The 22402-nt window shown below is 68.4% G+C and carries 24 protein-coding genes; 14 read left to right on the top strand and 10 right to left on the bottom strand.

The window, feature by feature from the left end; all coding sequences use genetic code 11:
- Positions 1–10: 10 nt before the first annotated feature.
- The 7 genes from AC5Y46_RS12065 to menD form a co-directional block, all read right to left on the bottom strand.
- Positions 11–982, bottom strand: coding sequence for an FAD-dependent oxidoreductase (locus AC5Y46_RS12065; RefSeq protein WP_499991296.1), 972 nt, complete (start codon positions 980–982; stop codon positions 11–13).
- The gene (locus AC5Y46_RS12070) at positions 928–1641 is read right to left on the bottom strand and encodes an FAD-dependent oxidoreductase (protein WP_499991214.1); all 714 of its coding nucleotides are present in this window, start codon (positions 1639–1641) and stop codon (positions 928–930) included. Before AC5Y46_RS12070 ends, AC5Y46_RS12065 begins: the two co-directional genes overlap by 55 nt.
- Before the next feature lie 5 nt (positions 1642–1646).
- Complete coding sequence (locus tag AC5Y46_RS12075) at positions 1647–1790, bottom strand: twin-arginine translocation signal domain-containing protein (RefSeq protein ID WP_499991215.1); 144 nt, start codon at positions 1788–1790, stop codon at positions 1647–1649.
- A 101-nt stretch (positions 1791–1891) separates the two neighbouring features.
- Positions 1892–2584 carry a demethylmenaquinone methyltransferase gene (locus AC5Y46_RS12080; RefSeq protein ID WP_499944302.1) on the bottom strand — a complete coding sequence of 231 codons (693 nt, stop codon included), beginning with the start codon at positions 2582–2584 and terminating at the stop codon, positions 1892–1894.
- 17 nt (positions 2585–2601) lie between these two features.
- Positions 2602–3729: a glycosyltransferase family 4 protein gene (locus tag AC5Y46_RS12085; protein WP_499991216.1), complete on the bottom strand. Its 1128-nt coding sequence runs from the start codon at positions 3727–3729 to the stop codon at positions 2602–2604.
- A gap of 62 nt (positions 3730–3791) precedes the next feature.
- A complete protein-coding gene (locus tag AC5Y46_RS12090) occupies positions 3792–4280 on the bottom strand; it encodes a DUF3592 domain-containing protein (RefSeq protein ID WP_499944300.1) in 489 nt (162 codons plus the stop codon).
- Positions 4277–5917, bottom strand: coding sequence for a 2-succinyl-5-enolpyruvyl-6-hydroxy-3-cyclohexene-1-carboxylic-acid synthase (gene menD / locus AC5Y46_RS12095; RefSeq protein WP_499991217.1), 1641 nt, complete (start codon positions 5915–5917; stop codon positions 4277–4279). Before menD ends, AC5Y46_RS12090 begins: the two co-directional genes overlap by 4 nt.
- A 66-nt stretch (positions 5918–5983) precedes the next feature.
- Here menD and AC5Y46_RS12100 point away from each other — a divergent pair, with 66 nt between their 5' ends.
- Both AC5Y46_RS12100 and AC5Y46_RS12105 read left to right on the top strand, forming a co-directional pair.
- Positions 5984–7462: a serine/threonine-protein kinase gene (locus tag AC5Y46_RS12100; protein ID WP_499991219.1), complete on the top strand. Its 1479-nt coding sequence runs from the start codon at positions 5984–5986 to the stop codon at positions 7460–7462.
- Positions 7459–7959, top strand: a complete 501-nt coding sequence (locus tag AC5Y46_RS12105; protein WP_499991221.1) for a hypothetical protein — start codon at positions 7459–7461, stop codon at positions 7957–7959. Before AC5Y46_RS12100 ends, AC5Y46_RS12105 begins: the two co-directional genes overlap by 4 nt.
- A 2-nt stretch (positions 7960–7961) precedes the next feature.
- On the opposite strand, the gene AC5Y46_RS12110 is transcribed toward AC5Y46_RS12105, so the two are convergent.
- Both AC5Y46_RS12110 and AC5Y46_RS12115 read right to left on the bottom strand, forming a co-directional pair.
- The gene (locus tag AC5Y46_RS12110; protein WP_499991222.1) at positions 7962–8750 is read right to left on the bottom strand and encodes an alpha/beta fold hydrolase; all 789 of its coding nucleotides are present in this window, start codon (positions 8748–8750) and stop codon (positions 7962–7964) included.
- The gene (locus AC5Y46_RS12115; RefSeq protein ID WP_499991224.1) at positions 8747–9727 is read right to left on the bottom strand and encodes an o-succinylbenzoate synthase; all 981 of its coding nucleotides are present in this window, start codon (positions 9725–9727) and stop codon (positions 8747–8749) included. The genes AC5Y46_RS12110 and AC5Y46_RS12115 overlap by 4 nt, the downstream gene beginning before the upstream one ends.
- A gap of 80 nt (positions 9728–9807) precedes the next feature.
- Here AC5Y46_RS12115 and AC5Y46_RS12120 point away from each other — a divergent pair, with 80 nt between their 5' ends.
- Positions 9808–11037 carry an alpha/beta hydrolase family protein gene (locus AC5Y46_RS12120; RefSeq protein WP_499991226.1) on the top strand — a complete coding sequence of 410 codons (1230 nt, stop codon included), beginning with the start codon at positions 9808–9810 and terminating at the stop codon, positions 11035–11037.
- Positions 11015–12490 carry a wax ester/triacylglycerol synthase family O-acyltransferase gene (locus AC5Y46_RS12125; protein ID WP_499991227.1) on the top strand — a complete coding sequence of 492 codons (1476 nt, stop codon included), beginning with the start codon at positions 11015–11017 and terminating at the stop codon, positions 12488–12490. The genes AC5Y46_RS12120 and AC5Y46_RS12125 overlap by 23 nt, the downstream gene beginning before the upstream one ends.
- Here the strand turns inward: AC5Y46_RS12125 and AC5Y46_RS12130 are convergent.
- Positions 12487–14085 (bottom strand): amidohydrolase, encoded by a 1599-nt coding sequence (locus AC5Y46_RS12130; RefSeq protein ID WP_499991229.1) that lies wholly within the window; start codon positions 14083–14085, stop codon positions 12487–12489. The two genes, AC5Y46_RS12125 and AC5Y46_RS12130, sit on opposite strands and share 4 nt — an antisense overlap.
- A 66-nt stretch (positions 14086–14151) precedes the next feature.
- Between AC5Y46_RS12130 and fadD8 the strand changes: the two genes are divergently transcribed.
- From fadD8 to menE, 10 genes are all read left to right on the top strand, one after another.
- Positions 14152–15753, top strand: coding sequence for a fatty-acid--CoA ligase FadD8 (fadD8, locus tag AC5Y46_RS12135; protein ID WP_499991231.1), 1602 nt, complete (start codon positions 14152–14154; stop codon positions 15751–15753).
- A 96-nt stretch (positions 15754–15849) separates the two neighbouring features.
- Positions 15850–16299: a nitroreductase family deazaflavin-dependent oxidoreductase gene (locus AC5Y46_RS12140; RefSeq protein WP_499991233.1), complete on the top strand. Its 450-nt coding sequence runs from the start codon at positions 15850–15852 to the stop codon at positions 16297–16299.
- A complete protein-coding gene (locus AC5Y46_RS12145; protein WP_499991234.1) occupies positions 16299–16985 on the top strand; it encodes a hypothetical protein in 687 nt (228 codons plus the stop codon). The genes AC5Y46_RS12140 and AC5Y46_RS12145 overlap by 1 nt, the downstream gene beginning before the upstream one ends.
- Positions 16982–17884 carry a 1,4-dihydroxy-2-naphthoyl-CoA synthase gene (locus AC5Y46_RS12150; RefSeq protein WP_499991235.1) on the top strand — a complete coding sequence of 301 codons (903 nt, stop codon included), beginning with the start codon at positions 16982–16984 and terminating at the stop codon, positions 17882–17884. Before AC5Y46_RS12145 ends, AC5Y46_RS12150 begins: the two co-directional genes overlap by 4 nt.
- Positions 17885–17984: 100 nt before the next feature.
- On the top strand, positions 17985–18857 hold the full coding sequence (locus AC5Y46_RS12155) for an SDR family oxidoreductase (RefSeq protein WP_499991237.1): 873 nt from the start codon (positions 17985–17987) through the stop codon (positions 18855–18857).
- 13 nt (positions 18858–18870) lie between these two features.
- The gene (locus tag AC5Y46_RS12160; RefSeq protein WP_499944283.1) at positions 18871–19257 is read left to right on the top strand and encodes a VOC family protein; all 387 of its coding nucleotides are present in this window, start codon (positions 18871–18873) and stop codon (positions 19255–19257) included.
- Positions 19258–19376: 119 nt separating this feature from the next.
- Positions 19377–20612 (top strand): inorganic phosphate transporter, encoded by a 1236-nt coding sequence (locus AC5Y46_RS12165; protein ID WP_499991238.1) that lies wholly within the window; start codon positions 19377–19379, stop codon positions 20610–20612.
- A complete protein-coding gene (locus AC5Y46_RS12170) occupies positions 20609–20878 on the top strand; it encodes a hypothetical protein (RefSeq protein WP_499944281.1) in 270 nt (89 codons plus the stop codon). The genes AC5Y46_RS12165 and AC5Y46_RS12170 overlap by 4 nt, the downstream gene beginning before the upstream one ends.
- Before the next feature lie 60 nt (positions 20879–20938).
- Positions 20939–21247 carry a DUF3349 domain-containing protein gene (locus tag AC5Y46_RS12175; RefSeq protein ID WP_499991239.1) on the top strand — a complete coding sequence of 103 codons (309 nt, stop codon included), beginning with the start codon at positions 20939–20941 and terminating at the stop codon, positions 21245–21247.
- 68 nt (positions 21248–21315) lie between these two features.
- A complete protein-coding gene (menE, locus tag AC5Y46_RS12180) occupies positions 21316–22398 on the top strand; it encodes an o-succinylbenzoate--CoA ligase (RefSeq protein WP_499991242.1) in 1083 nt (360 codons plus the stop codon).
- The last annotated feature ends 4 nt before the right edge of the window (positions 22399–22402 follow it).

Raw genomic sequence — 22402 nt, forward strand, 5'->3', positions numbered from 1 at the left:
GCTGGCGGATCTAGTGGTTCGGCCTTCGCGTGTCGAGGATGTCGAGAGCATTGGGCAACCCTTTGCGGTAGCGCAGCCGGTCCGCGGTCTTCAGCGGCACCCACCACGGCGCTTGAAAGAGATTGACCACCTTCGCCAATTGGCCCGAGTAGCCCGATGCCTGCAGTACGCCGTTGGCGGCGTACCGCCCTCCTTCGTTGGCGCCTTCCATCGTGGTCACGTTCTGGTCGGTCTGGATCCACTCCCCCGCCAGGAACAGGTTGTCGATGGCGGTGACCGCGCCGGGCCGGCGCGCCCACGAACCCGGATCCTGGATGAACAGCGGTTCGTCGTTGCGGACGTTGGGTGTGCCGGAGTCGATGATCGAAGGATCCAGAAACCAGGAGTGCACCATCGCATCGTCGACCACATGGCCGGTGTCGTTGAGGTGCGCCTTGATCTGCGCCCACGCTTCCTGCGCGATCTCAGCCGGCGTGCACTGCCGTGCGCTCTTGCCGTTGAAGTTTCCCGGCGTACTCCAATCCGAGATGATCGCCGAGAGGCAGTCTTTGGCGCCGCCGTCGCCGTATGTGGTCAGGCTGCGCTTCCAGAACTGCTCCTGGCTGATCGAGGTGAGGCCCCAGCCCGAGTCGACGTAGTTGACGTGCCCCTTGGTGACGTCGACACGCTCCCTCAGGTAGAACATCAGCCCGTTCATCCATTCGGTGCGCAACAGCGCGACGTTGGACAACGCCGGGTCGGCGGCGATCACGTCGGGAGTGAGTACGGCGGCGAGCTTTTCGCACGGGATCGCCGACACGTACCAGTCCGCGACCACCGGCTGCGGGAATCCGTTCCCGTCGACCACGGTGGCGGACGCGATGTGTGATCCGTTGGGTGTGAGACGCGAAAGGGCTTGCCCCACCCTGAAAGTCACACCCTTGGCGGTCAGGTGCTCGACCCAGGGGTCGATCCATTGGGAACTGGTCGGACCGTTGAGCACCCGGTCGAATCCCTTGCAGTCGCGGTCGTTGCCGAACAGCAGGATCGACCAGACCGATGCCTCGCCCACCAACCCGATCGAATGGGCGCTGGCGTCTTTGGATTTCGAGGCGGCCAGGTTGCGATGATCCCGTCGGCGAGGTAGCGGTTGTATTCCGGCGACCTCTTGTTCGCGCCGATGTAGTCCTCCCACGTCATGTTGTCCCACTGGCCGAGCTTGCGTTCGGTGCAGCTGGTGACGTAGACGGCGAGTTTCTGTGCGGCATAAGCGGCCTCCCACAACGGGAGCCGGAACAACGTCTGGAATACGGTGGTGACCGACTCGACGAATGCCTTCGGGGTGATCGGGTTGGGAACGGTGGGCAACGGAAACGGCAGCGGGACAGTGAGATCGGCGCGTCCCAGCCCGGAGTGCAGGTACGACGTGGCCCGCGTCAGGTTGTTCCAGACGCCGTTAGCGTTGCCCGGGAACGGGATTCGGCGCATCGTGTCCGTGACGTTGCGATAGAAGCCGGGAAAGAACCGGAAGCCGTGTTCGCCCGGTAGCGGGGTGGCGCCCGAGTTCGGCACCGGGATCGACCTCGCCTTGCCGCCAAGGGCTTTGCGTTCGTACACGGTCACGGTGTAACCGCGGTCCACCAGCTCGTGTGCCGCCGTCAATCCCGCTACCCCGGCTCCGAAGATGGCGACCGATTTCCGGGAGCCGCCCGGCTGACCGGCATCGTGTACGACAGCGCGGCCGCGGCGGTAGCGGCGGTTGCGGCGAGCACCGACCGCCGTGACACCAACTGGGTGCTGCGCGGACTCACGCCAATAAGTTAATGGGTGTTCTGGCATTGTGGCGGTATTGCTTTCGGCGTTTCGCCACGATGTGAAGGGGGGTTGTTGCTCTTGCGCCGCGTCGGAGAAGTCAGCGCAGCGCCTTGTAGCCGGCGTGCAGGGCCACGATGCCACCCGTCAGGTTGCGCCACCGCACCGCCGACCACCCGGACCGCGAAATCTCTTGCGCCAGTGCCGTCTGGTCCGGCCAGGCTCGGATCGACTCGGCGAGGTAGACGTAAGCCTCGGGGTTGCTCGACACCGCTCGCGCCACCCGCGGCAGCGCCTGCATCAGATACTCCTTGTAGGCGGTGGCGAACAAAGTGCTAGTGGGAGTGGAGAATTCGCATACCGCCAGCCGTCCACCGGGGCGGGTGACGCGGGCCATCTCGCGTAACGCGGCGCGGAAATCCACGACGTTGCGCAACCCGAAGCTGATGGTGACCGCGTCGAACACCTCGTCCGCGAACGGCAACCGGGTGGCGTCCCCGGCGACCTTCGGTACCCGGCGGGCGCTGCCGGCTTCCAGCATCCCGACCGAGAAATCGGCCGCCACACACCACGCCCCGGACTTCGCCAGTTCCTCGGTGGAGACCGCGGTGCCCGCGGCCAGGTCCAGTACCTTCTGGCCGGACTTGAGGCGCAGCGCCGATCGGGTGGCCCGCCGCCAGAACCGGTCCTGACCGAACGACAGGACGGTGTTGGTGATGTCGTAGCGACGGGCGACGCCGTCGAACATCGATGCGACGTCCTTGGGATCCTTGTCGAGGTCCGCGCGATTCACCCGTTCGACGCTACCCGCTACGCGGCCTGAGCCCGTCGCGTCCCCAGCACCGCCTCGTAGTGCGCGAAGAGTTCGTCACAGATCGCCGCCCAGCTGCGGCCCAGCACACTGCGTCGCGCCGCCAGTGCGTAGCGCTGACGTTCGGCCAGCAGGTGGGCGACCGCGCCCGGTAGCAGCGCCTCGAAGTCCTCGACGGGCAGCAACAGGCCGGTGCGGCGCGGGGCGACCAGATCGCGCGGGCCGCCGGCGTCCGGGGCGATGACCGGCAGCCCCGACGCCAGCGCTTCCTGCACGACCTGACAGAACGTCTCGTGCTCGCCGGGGTGCACGAAGACGTCCATGCTGGCATACGCGGTGGCCAACGCGTCGCCGTAGAGCGCGCCGGTGAAAACCGCTGTGGGCATTGCTGATTGCAGCTTGGCGCGGTCGACGCCGTCACCGACGACGACGAGTCGTACCGCGCCGCCGGCCGCGAGAACCGCGAGCCTCTCGACGTGCTTCTCGGGGGCGAGTCGCCCCACGAAGCCGACGATCGGCTTTCCGTCCGGAGACCACAACCGTCGCAGCCGCTCGTCCCGAGCCGACGGCGCGAACCTGATCAGGTCCACCCCCCGCCCCCATCGGTGGACACGCGGGAAGCGCTGAGCGGCAAGGGTTTCCATGGTGGGAGTGGACGGCGCCAGGGTGCGGTCGGCCAGACTGTGCAGGTGCCGAAACCACGCCCAGGCGGCGCGGGTGGCCATCGGGATGCCGTAGCTCTCGGCGAATCCCGGTACGTCGGTCTGGTAGACGGCCACTGTCGGCACGCCGAGGCGGCGGGCCGCCTTCAACCCGCCGTAGCCGAGCAGGGCCGGGGAGGCCAGATGCACCACGTCCGGGTCGAATCCCCGCAGCACCCGCAGCAGTCGCGGGGTCGGCACGCCGAGCGGCAGCGTGGTGACCTTGGGGAACATCCGCGACGGTGTGCGGTGCACCCGGATCCCGTCGTGCAGGCGGTCGGCTCGGGGCTGGCCGGGCGGGTTGTCGGGAGCGATCACCAGTGCTTCGTGACCGGCGCGGCGCAGCTGCTCTAGTATCCGGACGACCGAGTTGCTGACCCCGTTGACCTGCGGCAGGAACGATTCGGCGACGATTGCGACGCGCACGCCGTCAACCGTGGCAGCATCGACTGTCCTGGAGGTTGCCGACGGGGATACGCGACGCGAAATCAGTGCTTCAGGCGTTTGTCGAGCAGAGCGAGACCGATCAGCGCGATCGCGCCGGCCAACCAGGCCACCACGGCGATGGACCCGGCGGGGATGATGGCCAGCCCGGCGTTGCGGTGTTGCACCCGAACGAGGTTGGGATCTCTTTTGTTGTATTCGACGTAGATCCGCATGCCCTTGGCCAATTCGGACGGATACAGCACGCCCAGTTCCGGCCGGTAGGTGACGCGCTCGGGTGTGACGAACTCGATGGTGGAGCGGCGGGGGCCGGCGCTGAGCACCTCGGCCTGCGCGACTCCCATATTGCGCCGGATCGCCAGGTCGTTGCGCCACGCGCCGGCCACCAGCAGCACCGACTGCAACGTCACCAGAAACACCACGATCAGCACCGCGATCCGCACCCAGCGCACGACGATGCGGGGTCGGGTGTCCGGTAGCTCTTCGGTGGTTCCGTGAATCAGGATGCGCGCCAACGCCTTCGGCGACTTCACAGGGCTGCCCGGATGGCGGCGTGCAGCTGCCGCAGCGAAGAACGGTCGGCCTTGACCTCCAGCACCCGCATCCCACCGGCCGGCTCGTCCAGGGCCGGGCCCAACTCGTCGACCTCGATCTGCCGGCTCTCCACGTGATACGCCCGGCACAACGCGCCGACGTCCACGTCGTGCGGGGTACCGAAGATCCGCGAGGACACGTCGGAGAACCGTGGGTCCCCCTGTTCGAGCAGCTCGAAGATGCCGCCGCCGTTGTCGTTGGAGACGACGATCGTCAGGTCGCGCGGGGTCGGCTCGGTGGGTCCGATCAGCAGTCCGGAACTGTCGTGCACGAAGGTCAGGTCACCGATGAGCGCGACTGTGCGTCCCCGGTCGACCCTCTCGTACGCGAGAGCCGCCCCGATCGCGGTGGACACCGTGCCGTCGATGCCGGCCACGCCCCGGTTGGACCGGACCTGGACACCGGAGGTGTTCAGCCCGACCAGCGCGACGTCGCGCACCGGGTTGGACGCACCCAATACCAGCTGGTCACCGGGGCGCAGCGCGTCGGCGACGGCGGCCGCGACGTGCAGGCCGGTGGTCAGCGGGTGCTCGGCGAGCTGGCCGCGCACCGCATTCAGGGCCTGGCGGTTCAGATCCGCGCAGCGGCGCAGCCAGGCCGGGTCGGGCGCACCGCTGACCGCCGCGCGGGTGCCGGTGGCCTGGGAGTTGCCCGAGACGTCGGGCCAGCGCGGTCCCGTCGTCAACGCGTACACCGGAATGTTCGGGTCGGCCAACAGCGCCGACACCGGGCGGTGCAGGGTGGGGCGGCCCAGCATGATCACCTGACGCGGACGCAACAGCGGCAACGCCAACGGGTGCAACGGGTTGCTGCCGGCAACCGGCGCCGTCGGCTCGGCCACCGTCGGCAGATCGGCCAGGTTCGGGTACAGGGCCGCCCCGTGCCCGGCGATGACGACGGTGTCCGGGGTCAGGTCGATGTCCAGTGGCTGATCGAAGGTGACCGGCGGGGTGTAGGTCCACGGCTGGCCGTCGGGCCGACCCGGCGGGAGGGGCACGCCGATCGGATCGGCGTCGGGTACCAAGGGTTCGCGCAGCGGGATGTCGAACTGCACCGGACCGGCGTTGGCGCTGCGAGATCCGGTGGCGGCGGCCAATACTCGGCAGGTGGCCGATCGCCAGGTCGCGTTGAGAGCATCCATCCGCTCGGGCGCATTTTCGGCCAGCCCGAGGCTGACGGCGGCCCGTACCTGGGTGCCGAAGTAGCCCAGCTGCTCCATGGTCTGGTTGGCTCCGGTGCCCAGCAGTTCGTAAGGCCGGTTGGCCGAGAGCACGATCAGCGGCACCCGCGCATAGTTCGCCTCCACCACCGCCGGGCCCAGGTTGGCCACCGCGGTCCCCGACGTCATCGCGATACACACCGGCGCGTCCGCCCCGACCGCCAAACCGATCGCGAGGAACCCGGCGGTGCGTTCGTCGATGCGCACGTGCAGCCGGATCCGTCCGGACCGGTCGGCGTCGTGCAACGCGAACGCCAACGGCGCGTTGCGGGAGCCCGGGCATAACACCACGTCGCGTACGCCGCCGCGGATCAATTCGTCGACGACGATGCGCGCCTGGGTCGTCGAGGGGTTCACCACTACAGGGTGTCACAACCGAACGCCCTGACCGGCGGCACCGGCGCGCCAGTAGGATTTTCCGCTATGCCACTAGGTGATGGCGACGACTTTGCTGGATTCACCATCATGCGGCTCCTGGGGGCCGGTGGGATGGGCGAGGTCTACCTGGCCCGGCATCCGAGACTGCCGCGGCTGGACGCACTGAAGATCCTGCCCACCTCGTTGACCGACGATTCGGACTTCCGGCAGCGTTTCAACCGGGAAGCCGACCTCGCGGCCACGCTGTGGCATCCCAACATCGTGGGTCTGCACGATCGCGGTGAGTACGACGGTCAACTCTGGATCACCATGGACTACGTCGACGGGACCGATGCGGCGCGCGCACTGCGGGATGCCGGACCGAGCGGCCTGCCCGAGCGCGACGTACTGGACATCGTCACCGCTGTCGCCGATGCGCTGGACTACGCGCATGAGCGAAATCTGCTGCACCGCGACGTCAAACCGGCCAACATCCTGATCGCGTCGGACGCGGATCGGCGGCGGATATTGTTGGCCGACTTCGGAATTGCGCGACGCGCTGACGACATCAGCGGTTTGACGGCGACTAACGTGACGCTCGGCTCGATCACCTACGCAGCTCCCGAGCAACTCATGGGCCAAGCCCTGGACGGTCGGGCCGATCAATATGCGTTGGGCGCCACAGCTTTTCACTTGCTGACCGGTGTGTTGCCGTACGAGTCTTCCAATGCGGCAGCCATTGTCGGCAAACATCTCACCGCGCCGCCGCCGCTGCTTGCCGAACACCGGCCCGACCTGGCGCGCCTCGATGCGGTGTTGACCAAGGCGATGGCCAAGGATCCGGACCAGCGGTATGCGCGTTGTGCTGATTTCGCGCGGGCGCTTGGTGCGGCGATGGCAGGCACTTCGGCGCCGGCGACCGAGATGACAGCGCCCCGACCGATCGAGTTTGCGCCCGTCGAGCCGACGACCCAACACGCGCCGATCTGGCCGGGACCCATGCCGCCGACACCGTACCCGCCGATGCCGTATCCGCCGATGCCGGTGGCCACGCGTCCGCGCTGGCCGGCGATCGTGGTTCCGCTGGTGCTGGCGATGTTGCTGGCCGGCGCGCTCGCCTTCGCCGCGACGCAGGTGCTGCGTCCGCAGGCGCAGCCGTCCACCGCGGCACCGCAGTGGCAACCGTATGTCGACTACGCCAAGCAGTTCACGGTCTGGTTGACCAGCCTGAGAGCAGGATCCGCCGACAGCGACATCCAACGCCTCCTCGACGGCTCGACAGGCGAATTCCACGACGACTTCGCAAATCGAAGCTCCGAGTTCCGCAAGGTTGTCGAGCAGTCCAACGTCGACACCCAGGGATCCGTCAGCGGCGCCGCCCTGGACTCGATCAAGGGCACGACGGCCCAGGTACTGGTCGCGGCGACATCGAAAATAACCAACAGCAATGGCGCCAAGGACGAGCCACGTTCGTGGCGAATGATGATGCGGGTCGAGAAGGTCGGCGACGACTACAAGGTGTCCAAAGTGGAGTTCGTGTCGTGAGGCGCGTCGCCTGGTGGCTCCTCATCGCCGGATTGACCGCCGCGACGCTTGCCGCCGCGTCGGTGGGCTGCTGGCTATTCATCACCAAGAGCCGGCAGCCGCTCCCCGTGGCAGATCAGGCCGCAGCCCGACAGACCGTGGTCCAAGCCGCAAATGACTGCACCGTGAAAATCTTGAGCTATACGTCCGGCACCATGGACCAGGACTTCGCTGCGGCCAGAGCATGCCTCACCGGCGACTTCTTGAACTACTACGACACGTTCACAAAACAAGTTCTCGCGCCGGCGGCGAAGGAGAAGAGCCTGTCGGCTACAGCCAAGGTTGCGCGGACCGGCGTGGAGACCCTCACCAGAGATTCCGCGACGATCCTGGTTTTCGTCAATCAGACGACGACGGCCAAGGACTACCCGGAGCCAAAGAACACAGCAAGCTCCGCGCGCGTGAGCCTGACCAGGGTTCAGGGCAAGTGGTTGATCGAGAAGTTCGATCCGGTCTAGACCTACGCCCTGACCCCGGCAAAGAACTTCAGTATCGCCGCGTTGACCGCCTCCGGCCGTTCCAAGAACCCGAGATGCCCACTGTCGGGGATCTGCAGATAGCGGCCGTTGGGCAGTGCGTCGGCGACCTCGCGTCCCAGATACGGGGGCGTGACGACGTCGTCGGAGAATCCGAGCACCAGCACCGGTGCGGCGATGTTGCGGTAGGCGGGCAGTCGGTTGCTCTGCGGCGAGACGTCCAGTTGGGTACGGAAGCCCGGCGTGAGCTTGGTGGGCCACATGCTGAACATCGCGATCCAGTCGGCGATCGCGGCGTCGTCGTTGAGGGTCTTGCGCGAAAAGTTCTCCAGCAGACGGGTTTTCGCGTCGTAAGTGGCGGGCAGCTGCACCCCGGCCGCGTCCAGGTCGGATTCGGCCCGGTGAAAGAACTGCCGGGAGCGGTCCAATCGGCCGCGGGTCGCCATCAGCACCGCGGAGCTGACCAGTTCGGAGCGCACCACCATGAGCTCCTGCGCGATGAACGAACCCATGGACACCCCGACGATGCGGACCGGGCCCAGGTTCAGCGATTCGATGAGTGCGGCGGTGTCGGCGACCATGGTCGCCGTGGTGAATCCGCCGGCGTTCTCGGTGGCACCGATCCCCCGGTTGTCGAACGTGACGCAGCGGTATCCGGCGGCCAGGAACGCCGGGACTTGGTGCAGGTGCCAGGTGCGGCCGGCACCACCGCGACCGGCGATGAAGACAACCGGCTCACCGGTCCCCTTGTCGTCGTAAGCCAGGTTGATCACCCGGTCGACGGTACAAGCAACCGGTGGCAGGCCTTGACCCGGTCGATCCACCATTGCCGCCGATCCGCCGACGCTTTCAGCGCCTGCAACCGCGCCGGGTCGGGCCTCACCGCGCGGACCGGGAGGAAGCCGTCGACGGGCGCGGCGGGGTCGGCGACGTCCTCGACGAACAACCTTCCGGTGCCGAGCCCGCACGCGTGCCGCAGTTCCGGCAGCGCCGCGGCCGCGGCCAGTCCGCGGCTGATGCCGACGGCCGAATCGAGCGCGCTGGACACCACGATCGGGATCGGGATCTGCTCGGCGACCTTCAGCATCGCTGAAATGCCGCCCAGCGGAGCAACTTTGAGCACGGCCACGTCGGCGGCGCCGGCGCGCACCACGGCCAGCGGATCTTGCGCCTTGCGGATGCTTTCGTCGGCGGCCACCGGCACGTCGACCCGCCGACGCAGCTCGGCAAGCTCGGCGACGGTGGCGCAGGGTTGCTCCAGATACTCCAGCGGGCCATCGGCCGTCAGGGCCGCGGCGGCCTCGGCGGCCTGCCTGACGTCCCACCCACCGTTGGCGTCCACCCGCACGGTCGGCACCAGCGCGCGCACCGCGTTCACCCGGGCGACGTCGTCGGCCAAACCCTGCCCCGGCTCGGCGACCTTGACCTTGGCGGTGCGCGCGCCGGGAAAGCGGGCCAGTACGTCGGGAACCTCGGCGGCGCTGACGGCCGGGACGGTGGCGTTGATCGGCACCAGGTCGCGGCGCGCCGGCGGCGGCCGGCGATACGCGGCCTCGATGGCTGAGGCCAGCCAGTGTGCCGCCTCGGCCGGCCCGTATTCCAGGAAGGCGCCGAACTCGCCCCACCCGGCGGGACCCTCGATCAGGGCGACCTCGCGGGTGGTGATGCCGCGGAATCGGACCCGCATCGGCAACGCGACGACATGCAGGCGGTCCAGCAAGGCATCGAGGGCGGGGAGCGGAGGCATCAATGCAGGTTAAGCGGTCATTGTGATAATGTGATTCTCATTAAAAGAGAAGGTTGTTCTTGAGTGGTGGAGGGAGCGTGGCGGTGAGATGGTCCGCCCGGCTTGGTCTGGTCGCCGCGGCCACCGTTGCGGCGGCGGCCGGCGCGGCGGGCGTCCGTGCGGCCCAGCGGGCGTGCCGGCCGGGCGGCACCGTTTACGAGGGCGTTCCGGTGGCGCAGCCGTCCGTCGGCCTCGGTGTTGCCGCCGCGCTCGACGCGCTGGTGGCCGGCCCGATGCCGCTGCTGTCCTCGCTCGGGTCGCCGGAGCATTACGCGGTGGCCTCGGCCGAACTCGACGCCGCCGTCGTCTACTACCGCGACGCCGGCTGGTTCGACGAGCCCGCGCGCCGGCACCGGCGTCCCGACGCGCCCGACTGTCAGGTGGGATCGCTATCGAGCGGGATCGAGCTGGCCCGGTTCGACAGTGGTTGGCAGCCCGAGCCGGGCGAGCCCGGCGCGCAGCGCTGGATGTCGTTCGGCGCCAACGACTCCGTGCCGGTCCGGCTGCTGCGTCACCCGGGTGCGCCCCGACCGTGGCTCGTCGTCGTCCACGGGCAGGGGATGGGACGGTCGTCCGACGTCAGGATGCTGCGTGTGCGCCGCCTGCACGAGCAACTCGGCATCAACGTCGCCCTCCCCGTGCTCCCCCTGCATGGCCCACGCGCCGGCGGCTCATCCCTTTTCGGGTCCCCCTACCGGCAGTTCGCCTCGAACATCTTCGCGACGAACAACGTGCTGGGGCTCACCCAGGCGGTGTGGGACATCCGGCGGCTGCTGCGGTGGCTGCGCGAGGACCAGCGGGCTCGGGCACTGGGCCTGCTCGGCGTGTCGCTCGGCTCGTATGTGATCAGCCTGCTCTCGACGCTCGAAGGCGATCTCGACTGCCTGGTCGCGGTGGTGCCGACCAGCGACCTGGCCGCGTCGATGCGGGTGGCGGCGCCGCTGACCCCGGCGCGGCGCCGGCTACACCGCGAGGTGCATGACGATCGGTCGACGCTCGTGCACCGGGTCGTGTCGCCGCTTGCCGGGCCGTGCCTGGTTCCCCGCGAACGGCGGCACATCGTGGCCGGCCAGGTCGACGGGATCGCCCCGCCCCGCGGCGCTGTCCAACTGTGGGAACACTGGGACCAGCCGTCGATCGCCTGGCGCCCGCGCGGCCACCTCACCGCATGGCGCGGCAGAGACTACGACGACCACATCGCCGCGGTCCTCACGTCGTGCGGACTGCGACACCAAGCAGAAAAGGGCGGCTATGCGCCAGCTGTCCAGCGCTGACTGGACGATGGTGTCACTCGACACCTCGAACGCGCACAACACCATCGGCATCGTCGGCATCTACGATCCCGCCACGCGCGGCGGCGAACCCGTCACCTACGAGGAAGTGCTGTCCTACGTCCAAGCGCGGCTGCACGTCGCCGAAAGCTTCCGGGAACGGCTCGTGCACGTACCCTTCGCGGCCGATCGGCCGTGGTGGATCCGGGACGGCGACTTCGACCTCGAGTACCACGTCCGGCACATCGCCCTGCCCCGGCCCGGGAGCTGGCGGCAGTTGTGCACCCAGATCGCCCGCATCCACGCCCGGCCCCTGGACCTGAGCCGGCCGCCGTGGGAGTTGTATCTGATCGACGGGCTCGACGGCGTCGACCACCTGCCCGAGGGCGCCTTCGCGGTGTTCCTCCGCGTGCACCATGCCGCCATCGACGGTGTCGCCGGGGCCGAGATCCTCACCGCGATCCATACCCACGAGCCCGACGGCGCGCCGCCACCTGCGCCCGAGGGCTACCACTGGGAACCCGACTCCGTCCCGTCCGATGCCGAGCTGCTCAGCCGCGCCGCGCTGCACGGCGTCATCCGGCCCTTCGACGTGCTGCGTCAGGTCCGCAAAGTCGCGGGCCAGCTGCCCACGATCGTGTTCGACAACCGGGACCCCGACGTCACGTCGCCCGCGTCGCTGCCCAAGGCGACCCGCTTCAACCAGGTGGTGTCGCCGCATCGCGTCTTCGGTACCGCCTACACGACGCTGGACGTCCTCAAGGAGATCCGTACCGCGATGCCGGAGGCCAAGATCAACGACATCGGCCTGGCGATCGTCGGCGGAGCCATCCGCCGCTACCTGCTCGACAAGGGCGAGCTTCCCGACCAGGCGATGGTGGCGATGATGCCGATCTCCGTCCGGCCCACCAGCACCCGCGCCAGCGGCAGTGCCGGCAGCGCGACCAGCACTAAGACCAGCTCTAAGACGAGCGGCAACGAATATTCGGTGTCGCCGATCACGATGGCGACCGACGAGGCCGATCCGCTGGTCCGGCTGGCCCGCATCGTGGCGTCGACAGCGCACGTGAAGGAGTCCGGCGCCCATCCCGTGCGCTCACTCATCGAGATGTCGGAGGAGGCGCTCGGCGGCCTGATGGGCACGGTGCAGCGGGCTGCGGTGCGCGCCCTGAGCCGGCGCGGGCGGACCGTTGCGGCCCACACCCTGGTGAGCAACGTGCCCGGACCGCTGACACCGATGTATTTCTGCGGCGCGCAGATGGTCGACACCACCGGGCTGGGCCCGGTGCTCGACGGGATGGGCCTGAACAACGGCATCGGCAGCTACGGCGACCGGGTGACGTTCTGCTTCACCGCCGACCGCGCCGCCCTGCCCGACCCCGAGGTGTACGAGCAGTGCCTGAGCGACGCCGTCGACGAACTGCTTACCGCCGCCCGCGCGCGCAACGGCAGTTAGTGCACCCGCCGTCCCGCCAGATAGGTCGCGCGTACCTCGAGATCGGCGATCCGCTCCGGCGGCACGTTGCGCGGATCGGCGGACAGCACCACCAGGTCGGCGTACTTGCCGACTTCCAGTGAGCCGATGACGTCGTCGGCGAACAGTTGCCAGGCGGCGTCGATGGTCTGGGCACGGATCGCCTGCTCGACGGTGAGCCGCTCTTCCGCACCGAGCACCCGTCCGCTCGGCGCCGTCCGAGTGGCGGCGACGCTGATGTTGCGCAGCGGTTCTTCCGGGGTGACGGGTGGGTCGTTGTGCAGCGAGATGCGCATTCCGGTGGCAACCGCGGATCCGGCCGGCATCCAGCGGGAGCCGCGCTCGGGTCCGAACAGGCCGTCGACGATGACGTCGCCCCAGTAGTGGATCTGGTCGACGAAGATGCTGCAGGTGACGCCGAGCGCTTGAGCGCGCTGCAGCTGTTCGGGCCTGATCGCGCCGACGTGTTCGAGCCGGAGGCGGTGATCGTCGCGGGGATTAGCTTTCAGGGCTTCCTCGTAGACGTCCAGGATGGTGTCGACGCCGGCGTCGCCCTGCACGTGACAGGCCATCTGCCAGCCGTGCGGGAAGTAGGCGCCGACGATCTCGGTGAGCTGCTCTTTGGTGTAGTTGGCGCAGCCGCAGGAGCCCGGTGTGATGCCGGCGCTGCGGGTGGCCGGGGTGTCCAGGTACGGAAATGACAGCGCGATGTTGCCGATCCACGGCGAGCCGTCCACCCAGATCTTGATGCCGACCTGACGGATGATGTCGTCGCCCTGGCCGGGGGTCGCGTCGGTGTGCATCTGGGCGTTGGAGACTTCGTAGGTGCGCAGCCGGACGGTCAGCTCGTCGTGCAGTTGGGCGATCAGCGGACCGAACTTGGGATCGAACGCCATTTCCGAACAGGTGGTCAGCCCGGCGCGGTTGAGGCGGACGCATTCGGCGCGCAGCATGTCCGGGTAGGTGCCGGCTTGGATTGCCCCGCCCAGCAGCGGGAACACCGCGCCGATCTCCTCGGCGGTGCCGTCGAGCTCGCCGTCGGCGTCGCGGTTGTACTTGGCGCCCTTGGGGTCCGGGGTGTCGCGGTTGAGGCCGGCCTGGACGGCGGCTTTGGAGTTGAAGTACGCCTTGTGCCCGGAGTTGTGGATGATCACCAGCGGGCCGTCCGGTGCGATGTCGTCCAGCCAGCTCAGGGTCGGGTCGGGCAGCCCGGGTTGCAGCAGGGCGTCCCAGCCGTTGAGGTAGGCGCCTTCGGGCCCGCGCTTGGCGGCCTCCCGGCGCACCGTTTCCACGACGGCGTCAGGGTCGCGGATGGTGACCGGCCGGATGTCGACGATCCGGTCCGACAGCGCGATGGCCTCCATCAGCGGGTGACCGTGCGCCTCGATGAAGCCCGGCAGCACGCAGCCGTCACCGATGTCGACGGTCTGGGTGTCCGGGCCGACGTGCTGCTCGACGGCGGAGCGGTCCCCCACCGCGACGATCCGGCCGTCGGCGATGGCGATCGCCTCGGCCGTCGGCCTGTTGTCGTCGACGGTCAGTACGGTTCCGGTGATGACGAGATCGGCACCTGTCATGTGCGCAAATACTAGTGATCGAGGGTGCCGGCTGACCGGAATTGCAACACGTTCTAGTCTCTTCTTATGAGTGACGATCTGTTGCGCAACCCGACCCACAACGGCCACCTGCTGGCCGGCGCACTCAAGCGGCACAAGAACCGGCCGGTGCTGTTCCTCGGCGACACCACACTCACCGGCGGTCAGCTGGCCGAGCGGGTCAGCCAGTACGTCCAGGCGTTCGAGGCGCTGAACGCCGGCACCGGGGTCACCGTCGGTCTGTTGTCGCTGAACCGTCCCGAAGTGCTGATGATCCTGGGCGCCAGCCAGACTCAGGGCTATCGGCGGGTGGCGCTGCATCCGCTGGGGTCGCTGGACGACCACGCCTACGTGCTCTCCGATGCCGGAGCGAGCTCACTGATCATCGACCCCAACCCGATGTTCGTCGAGCGCGCACTGGGTCTGCTGGAGAAGGTGGACTCACTCAAGCAGATCCTGACCATCGGGCCGGTGCCGGAGGCTCTCCAGGATCGGGCGGTGGATCTGTCCGCCGAGGCGGCCAAGTACGAGCCGAAGCCGCTGGTCGTCGCGGACCTGCCGCCGGACCACGTCGGCGGCATGGCATATACCGGCGGCACCACCGGCAAACCCAAAGGCGTGATGGGCACCACCGGAAACATCGCCACCATGACCCAGATCCAGCTCTCCGAATGGGAGTGGCCGGAGCACCCGCGATTCCTGATGTGCACGCCTCTGTCGCATGCCGGTGCCGCGTTCTTCACCCCGACGGTGGTCAAGGGCGGCGAGATGGTGGTGCTGGCCAAGTTCGACCCGGCCGAGGTGCTGAGAGTCATTGAGGAGCAACGCATTACGGCCACCATGCTGGTGCCCTCGATGCTGTACGCGCTGATGGACCACCCGGATTCGCACACCCGGGACCTGTCCTCGCTGGAGACGGTCTACTACGGCGCCTCGGCGATCAACCCGGTGCGGCTGGCCGAGGCGATCCGGCGGTTCGGGCCGATCTTCGCGCAGTACTACGGCCAGTCCGAGGCGCCCATGGTGATCACCTACCTGCCCAAGGCCGACCACGACGAGAAGCGGCTGACCTCGTGCGGGCGTCCCACGCTGTTCGCGCGGGTGGCGTTGCTGGGCGAGGACGGCCAGCCGGTGCCGCAGGGCGAACCGGGTGAGATCTGTGTCAGCGGACCACTTTTGGCGGCCGGGTATTGGAATCTCCCCGAAGCCACGGCCGAGACATTCAAGGACGGTTGGCTGCACACCGGCGACATGGCCCGCGAGGACGAGGACGGTTTCTACTTCATCGTCGACCGGGTCAAGGACATGATCGTCACCGGCGGGTTCAACGTGTTTCCCCGCGAGGTCGAGGACGTCATCGCCGAGCACCCTGCCGTCGCGCAGGTGTGCGTGGTCGGCACTCCGGACGAGAAGTGGGGCGAGGCCGTCACCGCGGTGGTGGTGCTGCGCGCCGACGCCGCCAGCGACGACGCCGCGATCGAGAAGATGACCGCCGAGGTGCAGGCGGCGGTCAAGGAGCGCAAGGGTTCGGTGCAGTCGCCCAAGCGCGTCGAGATCGTCGACTCGCTGCCGCTGACCGGGCTGGGCAAGCCGGACAAGAAGGCCGTCCGCGCGCGGTTCTGGGAGGGCGCGGGCCGCGCGGTCGGCTAGCGCTGGTTGCGCGAGCAGACGCAAAAGCCCCTGAAACCGCGGTTTCAGGGGGCTTTTGCGTCTGCTCGCGCCAAGAAGGTGACTACTGTGGCGGGCATGGCTGACAAGGTCAAACCGCCGTGGTGGCTCAAGCCGGCGAACAAGGTCTTCATCCAGATGTCGAAGCTGGGACTGAAGTTCGGCGGCGAGAGCCCCGTCGTGTTGACGGTCCCGGGCCGCAAGTCCGGCATCCCGCGCTCCACACCGATAACCCCGATGAACTACGCCGGCCAACGCTACGTCGTCGGCGGCTTCCCCGGCGCCGACTGGGTCCAAAACGTCAGAGCCGCAGGTGAAGTCACGCTGCAGCGCGGCCGCACCAGCGAGCGGATCCGGATGGTCGAACTCTCACCGCAGGACGCCAAGCCGGTGCTGCGGGCGTTCCCCACCGAGGTGCCGACCGGAGTCAGTTTCATGAAGAGGTCCGGTCTGATCACCGAGGGACGGCCCGAGGAGTTCGAGGCGCTGGCCGGGCGCTGCGCCGTCTTCCGTTTCGACCCGGCCTGATGCGCCGCGTACTGCCCGCTGTGCCGCTGCTGTTCCTCGGAATCATCAACGCCCCGATCGCGTCCGCGTCACCCGGCTGCCCAGCCGGCGGCGCCGCCCTGCCGCCCGGTGCCGTCCAGCGCCAAGCGGGTGATCTCGAGGGTGACGGCCTGCCCGACGCGTTGTGGATCGGCAGAGTGCCGGGCGCCGGCGGTGGCACCAACCGTGTCGTCGGTATAAGTACCGCCAGCGGCGCGCGCTCCCAGGTCGAAGTCTCGTCGGCAAGCCCAATCCCGTTGCGCGCGTTGGCGATCGACGCCCAGGAAGACGGCAGCCACCAGGTCATCGTCAGCACCGGCCGCAACGCGCACCTCTACGCGTTCGCCGACTGCCGGCTCCAGACCGTGGTCGACGCCCACTACGGCAGGCCCTTCCTCTTCGACCTGGAGAACCTGGCCGGCAACGGCACCGGCGTCGGATGCAGCGACCTCGGCGACGGCCGCCGCCTCGTCGCGTTGCAGGCGCTCGACAACGGCGGCCAATGGACCGTGCGCCGCACCGAGATCAACGTCGACGGTACCCGTGCCGCCACCGGCCGCTCCGATACCGTGACGGCCGCGTCACCGCAGGACCCGGTGGTGACCAGTGCACAGACGATCAGCTGCGGAACCCTGACGATCGACCAGGACGGAGTTCAAGAACCTTGAGCGACAACCCATTTGACGCCGAAATCTGGAAAGTGGTAGACGGCTTCGGCGATCTGACCGACATCACCTACCACCGCCACGTTACCGACGCGACGGTGCGGGTGGCGTTCGACCGCCCCGAGGTGCGCAACGCGTTCCGGCCGCACACGGTCGACGAACTGTATCGGGTGCTCGACCACGCGCGGATGTCGCCGGATGTCGGCGCGGTGCTGCTGACCGGCAACGGTCCCTCCCCCAAGGACGGCGGCTGGGCGTTCTGCTCGGGCGGCGATCAGCGCATCCGTGGCCGCAGCGGCTACCAGTACGCCAGCGGCGACACCGCCGACACGGTGGACGCGGCGCGGGCCGGCCGGCTGCACATTCTCGAGGTACAGCGACTGATCCGGTTCATGCCCAAGGTGGTGATCTGCCTGGTCAACGGCTGGGCGGCCGGCGGCGGGCACAGCCTGCACGTGGTCTGCGACCTCACCCTGGCCAGCCGGGAGCACGCCCGGTTCAAGCAGACCGACGCCGACGTCGGCAGTTTCGACGGCGGCTATGGCAGCGCGTACCTGGCCCGTCAGGTGGGTCAGAAGTTCGCCCGCGAGATCTTCTTCCTGGGCCGGCCGTACACCGCCGAGCAGATGCACCGGATGGGGGCGGTCAACGAGGTCGTCGACCATGCCGAGCTGGAGTCCGTCGGTGTGCAGTGGGCCGCCGAGATAAACGCGAAATCTCCTCAAGCACAACGGATGCTGAAGTTCGCGTTCAACCTGCTCGACGACGGCCTGGTGGGCCAGCAGCTGTTCGCCGGCGAGGCGACCCGGCTGGCCTACATGACCGACGAGGCCGTCGAGGGCCGCGACGCGTTCCTGGAGAAGCGGCCGCCGGACTGGAGCCCGTTCCCCCGGTACTTCTAGGCCCCCGGCCCCCCGAGCGTCACGCTAGCGTGGCAATGACCGCCGAGCGTCACGCTAGCGTGACACTCGGGCGAAAGGGCGCCCGACCTAGACTCCGCACGTGAGCAAGAGTCCCCTGCGACGGTTATCCGATCAGCTGGTGCTGGCCAGCATGCGCCCGCCCGCGGCACCCCAGGTGTTACTCAACCGGCCCGCGATCAAGCCCGTCGACCTGGCCGGCAAACGCATCCTGTTGACCGGCGCATCCTCGGGCATCGGGGAAGCGGCCGCCGAGCAGTTCGCCGACCAGGGCGCCACGGTCGTCGTCGTCGCGCGCCGCCGGGACCTGCTGGACGAACTGGCCGACCGGATCACCACCTCGGGTGGGACGGCCCTGTCGGTGCCGTGCGACATCTCGGATATGGACGCCGTCGACGCCCTCGTCGCCGATGTCGAAGAACGTATCGGCGGGATCGACATCCTGATCAACAACGCCGGCCGCCCCATCCGCCGGCCGCTGGCCGAATCGCTGGAACGCTGGCACGACGTCGAGCGGACCATGGTGCTCAATTACTATGCGCCGCTACGGCTCATCCGGGGGCTGGCGCCCGGGATGATCGAGCGCGGCGACGGTCACATCATCAACGTCTCGACCTGGGGCGTGCTGTCCGAAGCATCGCCGCTGTTCGCCGTCTACAACGCCTCCAAAGCTGCCCTCTCGGCGGTGAGCCGGATCATCGAGACCGAGTGGGGCCGCAAGGGCGTGCACTCGACGACCCTGTACTACCCGCTGGTGGCCACCCCGATGATCGCCCCGACCAAGGCCTACCAGGGGCTGCCCGCGCTGACGTCGAGCGAGGCCGGCGAGTGGATGATCACCGCAGCCCGCACCCGGCCGGTGCGGATCGCGCCACGGATGGCGCTGGCGGCCAAGGCGCTGAACACCGTGGGCCCTCGCTGGGTCAACAGTCTGATGCAGGGGCGCGGCTCGTGATAGACACGAGGACATGGAGATCCTCGCGAGCCGGATGCTCCTGCGTCCGGCGGACTATCAGCGTTCGTTGCGCTTCTACCGGGACGAGATCGGCCTGGCGATCGCCCGCGAATACGGCGCAGGGACAGTGTTTTTCGCCGGGCAGTCGCTGCTGGAACTGACCGGTTACGACGAACCCGACCACTCCCGGGGACCGTTCCCCGGCGCACTGTGGCTGCAAGTGCGCGACCTGCAGGCGACGCAGGCCGAACTGATCAGCCGAGGCGTGCCGATCGCCCGCGAAGCGCGGCAGGAACCATGGGGTCTGCACGAGATGCATGTGACCGACCCGGACGGCGTCACACTGATCTTCATCCAGGTGCCCAGCGGTCATCCGTTGCGCACCGACACCCGTCAGTGAGCGCGGACGAACCCACGGTGAACTGACAGGTAACATCTGGCGACGACTCGCGATATTCCTGCATTTCCCCTCGTCGATCGTTCGACATGGGAATGCTCCGACCACCAGAATCAGGCCCTGTGAACCTGCAGCTGTTCCTCTTGATCATCGTCGTGATCACCGCGCTTGCCTTCGACTTCACGAATGGGTTTCACGACACCGGCAACGCCATGGCGACCTCCATCGCCAGCGGGGCGCTCAAGCCCAAAGTGGCGGTAGCGCTGTCGGCGGTGCTGAACCTGATCGGGGCGTTCCTGTCCACCGCGGTCGCCGCCACTATCGCCAAGGGTCTGATCGACTCGCACATCGTGACCCTCGAGCTGGTGTTCGCCGGCCTGGTCGGGGGTGTCGTCTGGAACCTGCTGACCTGGCTCCTCGGCATCCCCTCGAGCTCCTCGCACGCACTGATCGGCGGCATCGTCGGCGCCACGCTCGCCGCCGTCGGCGGGCACGGGGTGATCTGGAAGGGCGTCATATCGAAGGCGATCATCCCGGCCGTCGTCTCCGCGCTCCTGGCGATCTTCATCGGAGCGCTGGCCACCTGGCTGGTGTACCGCATCACCCGCGGTGTCCCGACCGAACGTACCGAGGCCGGCTTCCGGCGCGGCCAGATCGGCTCGGCGTCGCTGGTCTCGCTGGCGCACGGCACCAACGACGCGCAGAAGACGATGGGCGTCATCTTCCTGGCGCTGATCTCCTACGGAGCGGTCAGCAAGGCGGCAACGGTACCGCCGCTGTGGGTCGTCGTGGCGTGTGCCGTGGCAATGGCGACCGGTACCTACCTGGGGGGCTGGCGGATCATCCGCACCCTGGGCAAGGGTCTGGTCGAGATCAAGTCACCGCAGGGCATGGCAGCCGAATCGTCCTCGGCCGCAGTCATTCTGCTGTCCGCGCACTTCGGTTACGCGCTGTCCACCACCCAGGTCTGCACCGGCTCGGTGATGGGCAGCGGGTTGGGCAAGCCGGGCGGCGAGGTGCGCTGGAGCGTGGCCGGCCGGATGGCGACCGCATGGCTGGTCACGCTGCCGCTGGCCGGCCTGGTCGGAGCGCTCACCTACTGGATCGTGCACCTGATCGGCGGTTACCCGGGCGCGATCATCGGTTTCAGCCTGCTGATCGGAATCTCCGCGGCGATCTACCGGCAGTCGCGCAAGGTCAAAATCGACCACAAGAACGTCAACAAGGATTGGGAAGGCAACCTCACCGCCGGACTCGAGGTCGATACCACGCCGACCGCGGTCACCGGCGCTGATCCGGATACCTCGGCACCGGAGTTCGGCGCCGACGGCCAGATACCGGCGAGGAACGCCTCATGAACGGTTGGTTCAACTACGCGGCCACGTTGAAGATCCTGGTGTTCAGCCTGCTCACCGGCGCAGCGCTGCCGGGCTTCTTCGCTCTCGGGGTGCGACTGCAGTCGACCGGCAGCGGCGATGCGGGCAAGCAGCATCCGCTGTCGGTGGCGCTGGCCTGGCTGATCTATGCGCTTGTCGTCGCCGTCGTCATCCTCGGGGTGCTCTTCATCGCCCGCGACTTCATCGCCCATCACACCCACTATCCGTTCCTCGGGGCCAAGCCGTGACCCCGCAACCCCGGTCGACCTAGTTTTCGGCACCGATCCGCCGGGTAAGTTGATCGCACAATGAACCGATTCCTCAGCTCGATCGTCTCGTGGCTGCGTGCGGGATATCCGGAAGGCATTCCGCCGACGGACTCGTTCGCGGTACTGGCGTTGCTGGCGCGTCGGCTCACCAACGACGAAATCAAGACCGTCGCAACCGAATTGACGCGGCGTGGCGAACTCAACATCGACAACATCGACATCGGCGTGGCGATCACGCAACTCACCGACGAACTGCCCGCACCCGAGGACGTCGAACGCGTCCGAACCCGGTTGGCCGCCAGCGGCTGGCCGCTCGACGACGCCCGCGACAACGGAGACCACACATAGCCGTCCTGGGGGCGCTGCGCGTCCCGCCGGGCTCGGCCAGCGCCCTGCTGCTGCCGGTCCTGCAACGCATGCTCGACGGACAGCAACCCGCGCTCGTCGTCGTGCCGGACCAGCCCGGCTCCGATGCCGTTGCGCGCGCCCTGCGGGTCGGCGAGGACATCGACGACGAGATCGCCCTGGTGGTAACGACGTCGGGGACCACCGGACCTCCCAAGGGAGCGTTGCTGACCGCCAGTGCGCTGAGCGCGAGCGCCGCGGCCACCCACCGGCGCCTCGGCGGACCCGGTCGCTGGCTGCTGGCCGTGCCGCCATATCACATCGCCGGCCTGCAGGTGTTGGTCCGCAGTGTGATCGCCGGTGCCGCACCCGTCGAGCTGGACGTATCCGCCGGCTTCGACATCGGCGAATTGCCCTCTGCGGTAAGGCGATTGGGGTCCGGGCGGCGTTACACGTCGCTGGTGGCCGCGCAGTTGGCCAAGGTGCTGGCGGATCCCGCCGCCGCCGCGGCGGTCGCCGAATTGGACGCGGTGCTGCTGGGTGGCGGACCGGCGCCGCGTCCGGTGCTCGACGCGGCAGCCGACGCCGGGATCACCGTGGTACGCACCTACGGCATGAGCGAGACGGCGGGAGGTTGCGTCTACGACGGCGTGCCGCTCGACGGGGTGGGGCTGCGGGTGCGCCCCGAAGGTCGCATCGTGCTGGGCGGGGCCACCCTGGCCCGTGGTTACCGCAATCCGGTGGACCCCGACCCGTTCGCCGAACCCGGCTGGTACGTGACCGACGACCTTGGCGCGCTGGACGATTCGGGGACGCTTACCGTCCTGGGCCGGGTGGACGACGCGATCAGCACCGGCGGGTTGACCGTGCTGCCGGATCCGGTCGAGGCCGCGCTGCGCACCCACCCGGCGGTGGCCGACTGCGCGGTCTTCGGTGTCCCCGACAATCGGTTGGGCCAACGGGTCGTCGCCGCGATCGTGCTGGGCGCGGGGTCGCCGGCGCCGACACTGGACGCGCTACGAACCCACGTCGCACAGACCCTGGACCTCACCGCCGCGCCCCGCGACCTGCATTTTGTCGAGGAACTCCCGCGCCGGGGCATCGGCAAGGTCGACCGAGTGGCCCTGATGCAGCGGTTCGGTTCTCTAGGCTGATCTT

Source organism: Mycobacterium sp. NGS59 (assembly GCF_059812345.1).

Coding starts and splice junctions, on each gene's coding strand:
- AC5Y46_RS12100 (WP_499991219.1), top strand. CDS start 5,984: ATGCCACTAGGTGATGGCGACGACTTTGCTGGATTCACCATCATGCGG.
- AC5Y46_RS12140 (WP_499991233.1), top strand. CDS start 15,850: ATGGCTGACAAGGTCAAACCGCCGTGGTGGCTCAAGCCGGCGAACAAG.
- AC5Y46_RS12125 (WP_499991227.1), top strand. CDS start 11,015: ATGCGCCAGCTGTCCAGCGCTGACTGGACGATGGTGTCACTCGACACC.
- menE (WP_499991242.1), top strand. CDS start 21,316: ATGCTCGACGGACAGCAACCCGCGCTCGTCGTCGTGCCGGACCAGCCC.
- AC5Y46_RS12175 (WP_499991239.1), top strand. CDS start 20,939: ATGAACCGATTCCTCAGCTCGATCGTCTCGTGGCTGCGTGCGGGATAT.
- AC5Y46_RS12130 (WP_499991229.1), bottom strand. CDS start 14,085: ATGACAGGTGCCGATCTCGTCATCACCGGAACCGTACTGACCGTCGAC.
- AC5Y46_RS12160 (WP_499944283.1), top strand. CDS start 18,871: ATGGAGATCCTCGCGAGCCGGATGCTCCTGCGTCCGGCGGACTATCAG.
- AC5Y46_RS12170 (WP_499944281.1), top strand. CDS start 20,609: ATGAACGGTTGGTTCAACTACGCGGCCACGTTGAAGATCCTGGTGTTC.
- fadD8 (WP_499991231.1), top strand. CDS start 14,152: ATGAGTGACGATCTGTTGCGCAACCCGACCCACAACGGCCACCTGCTG.
- AC5Y46_RS12145 (WP_499991234.1), top strand. CDS start 16,299: ATGCGCCGCGTACTGCCCGCTGTGCCGCTGCTGTTCCTCGGAATCATC.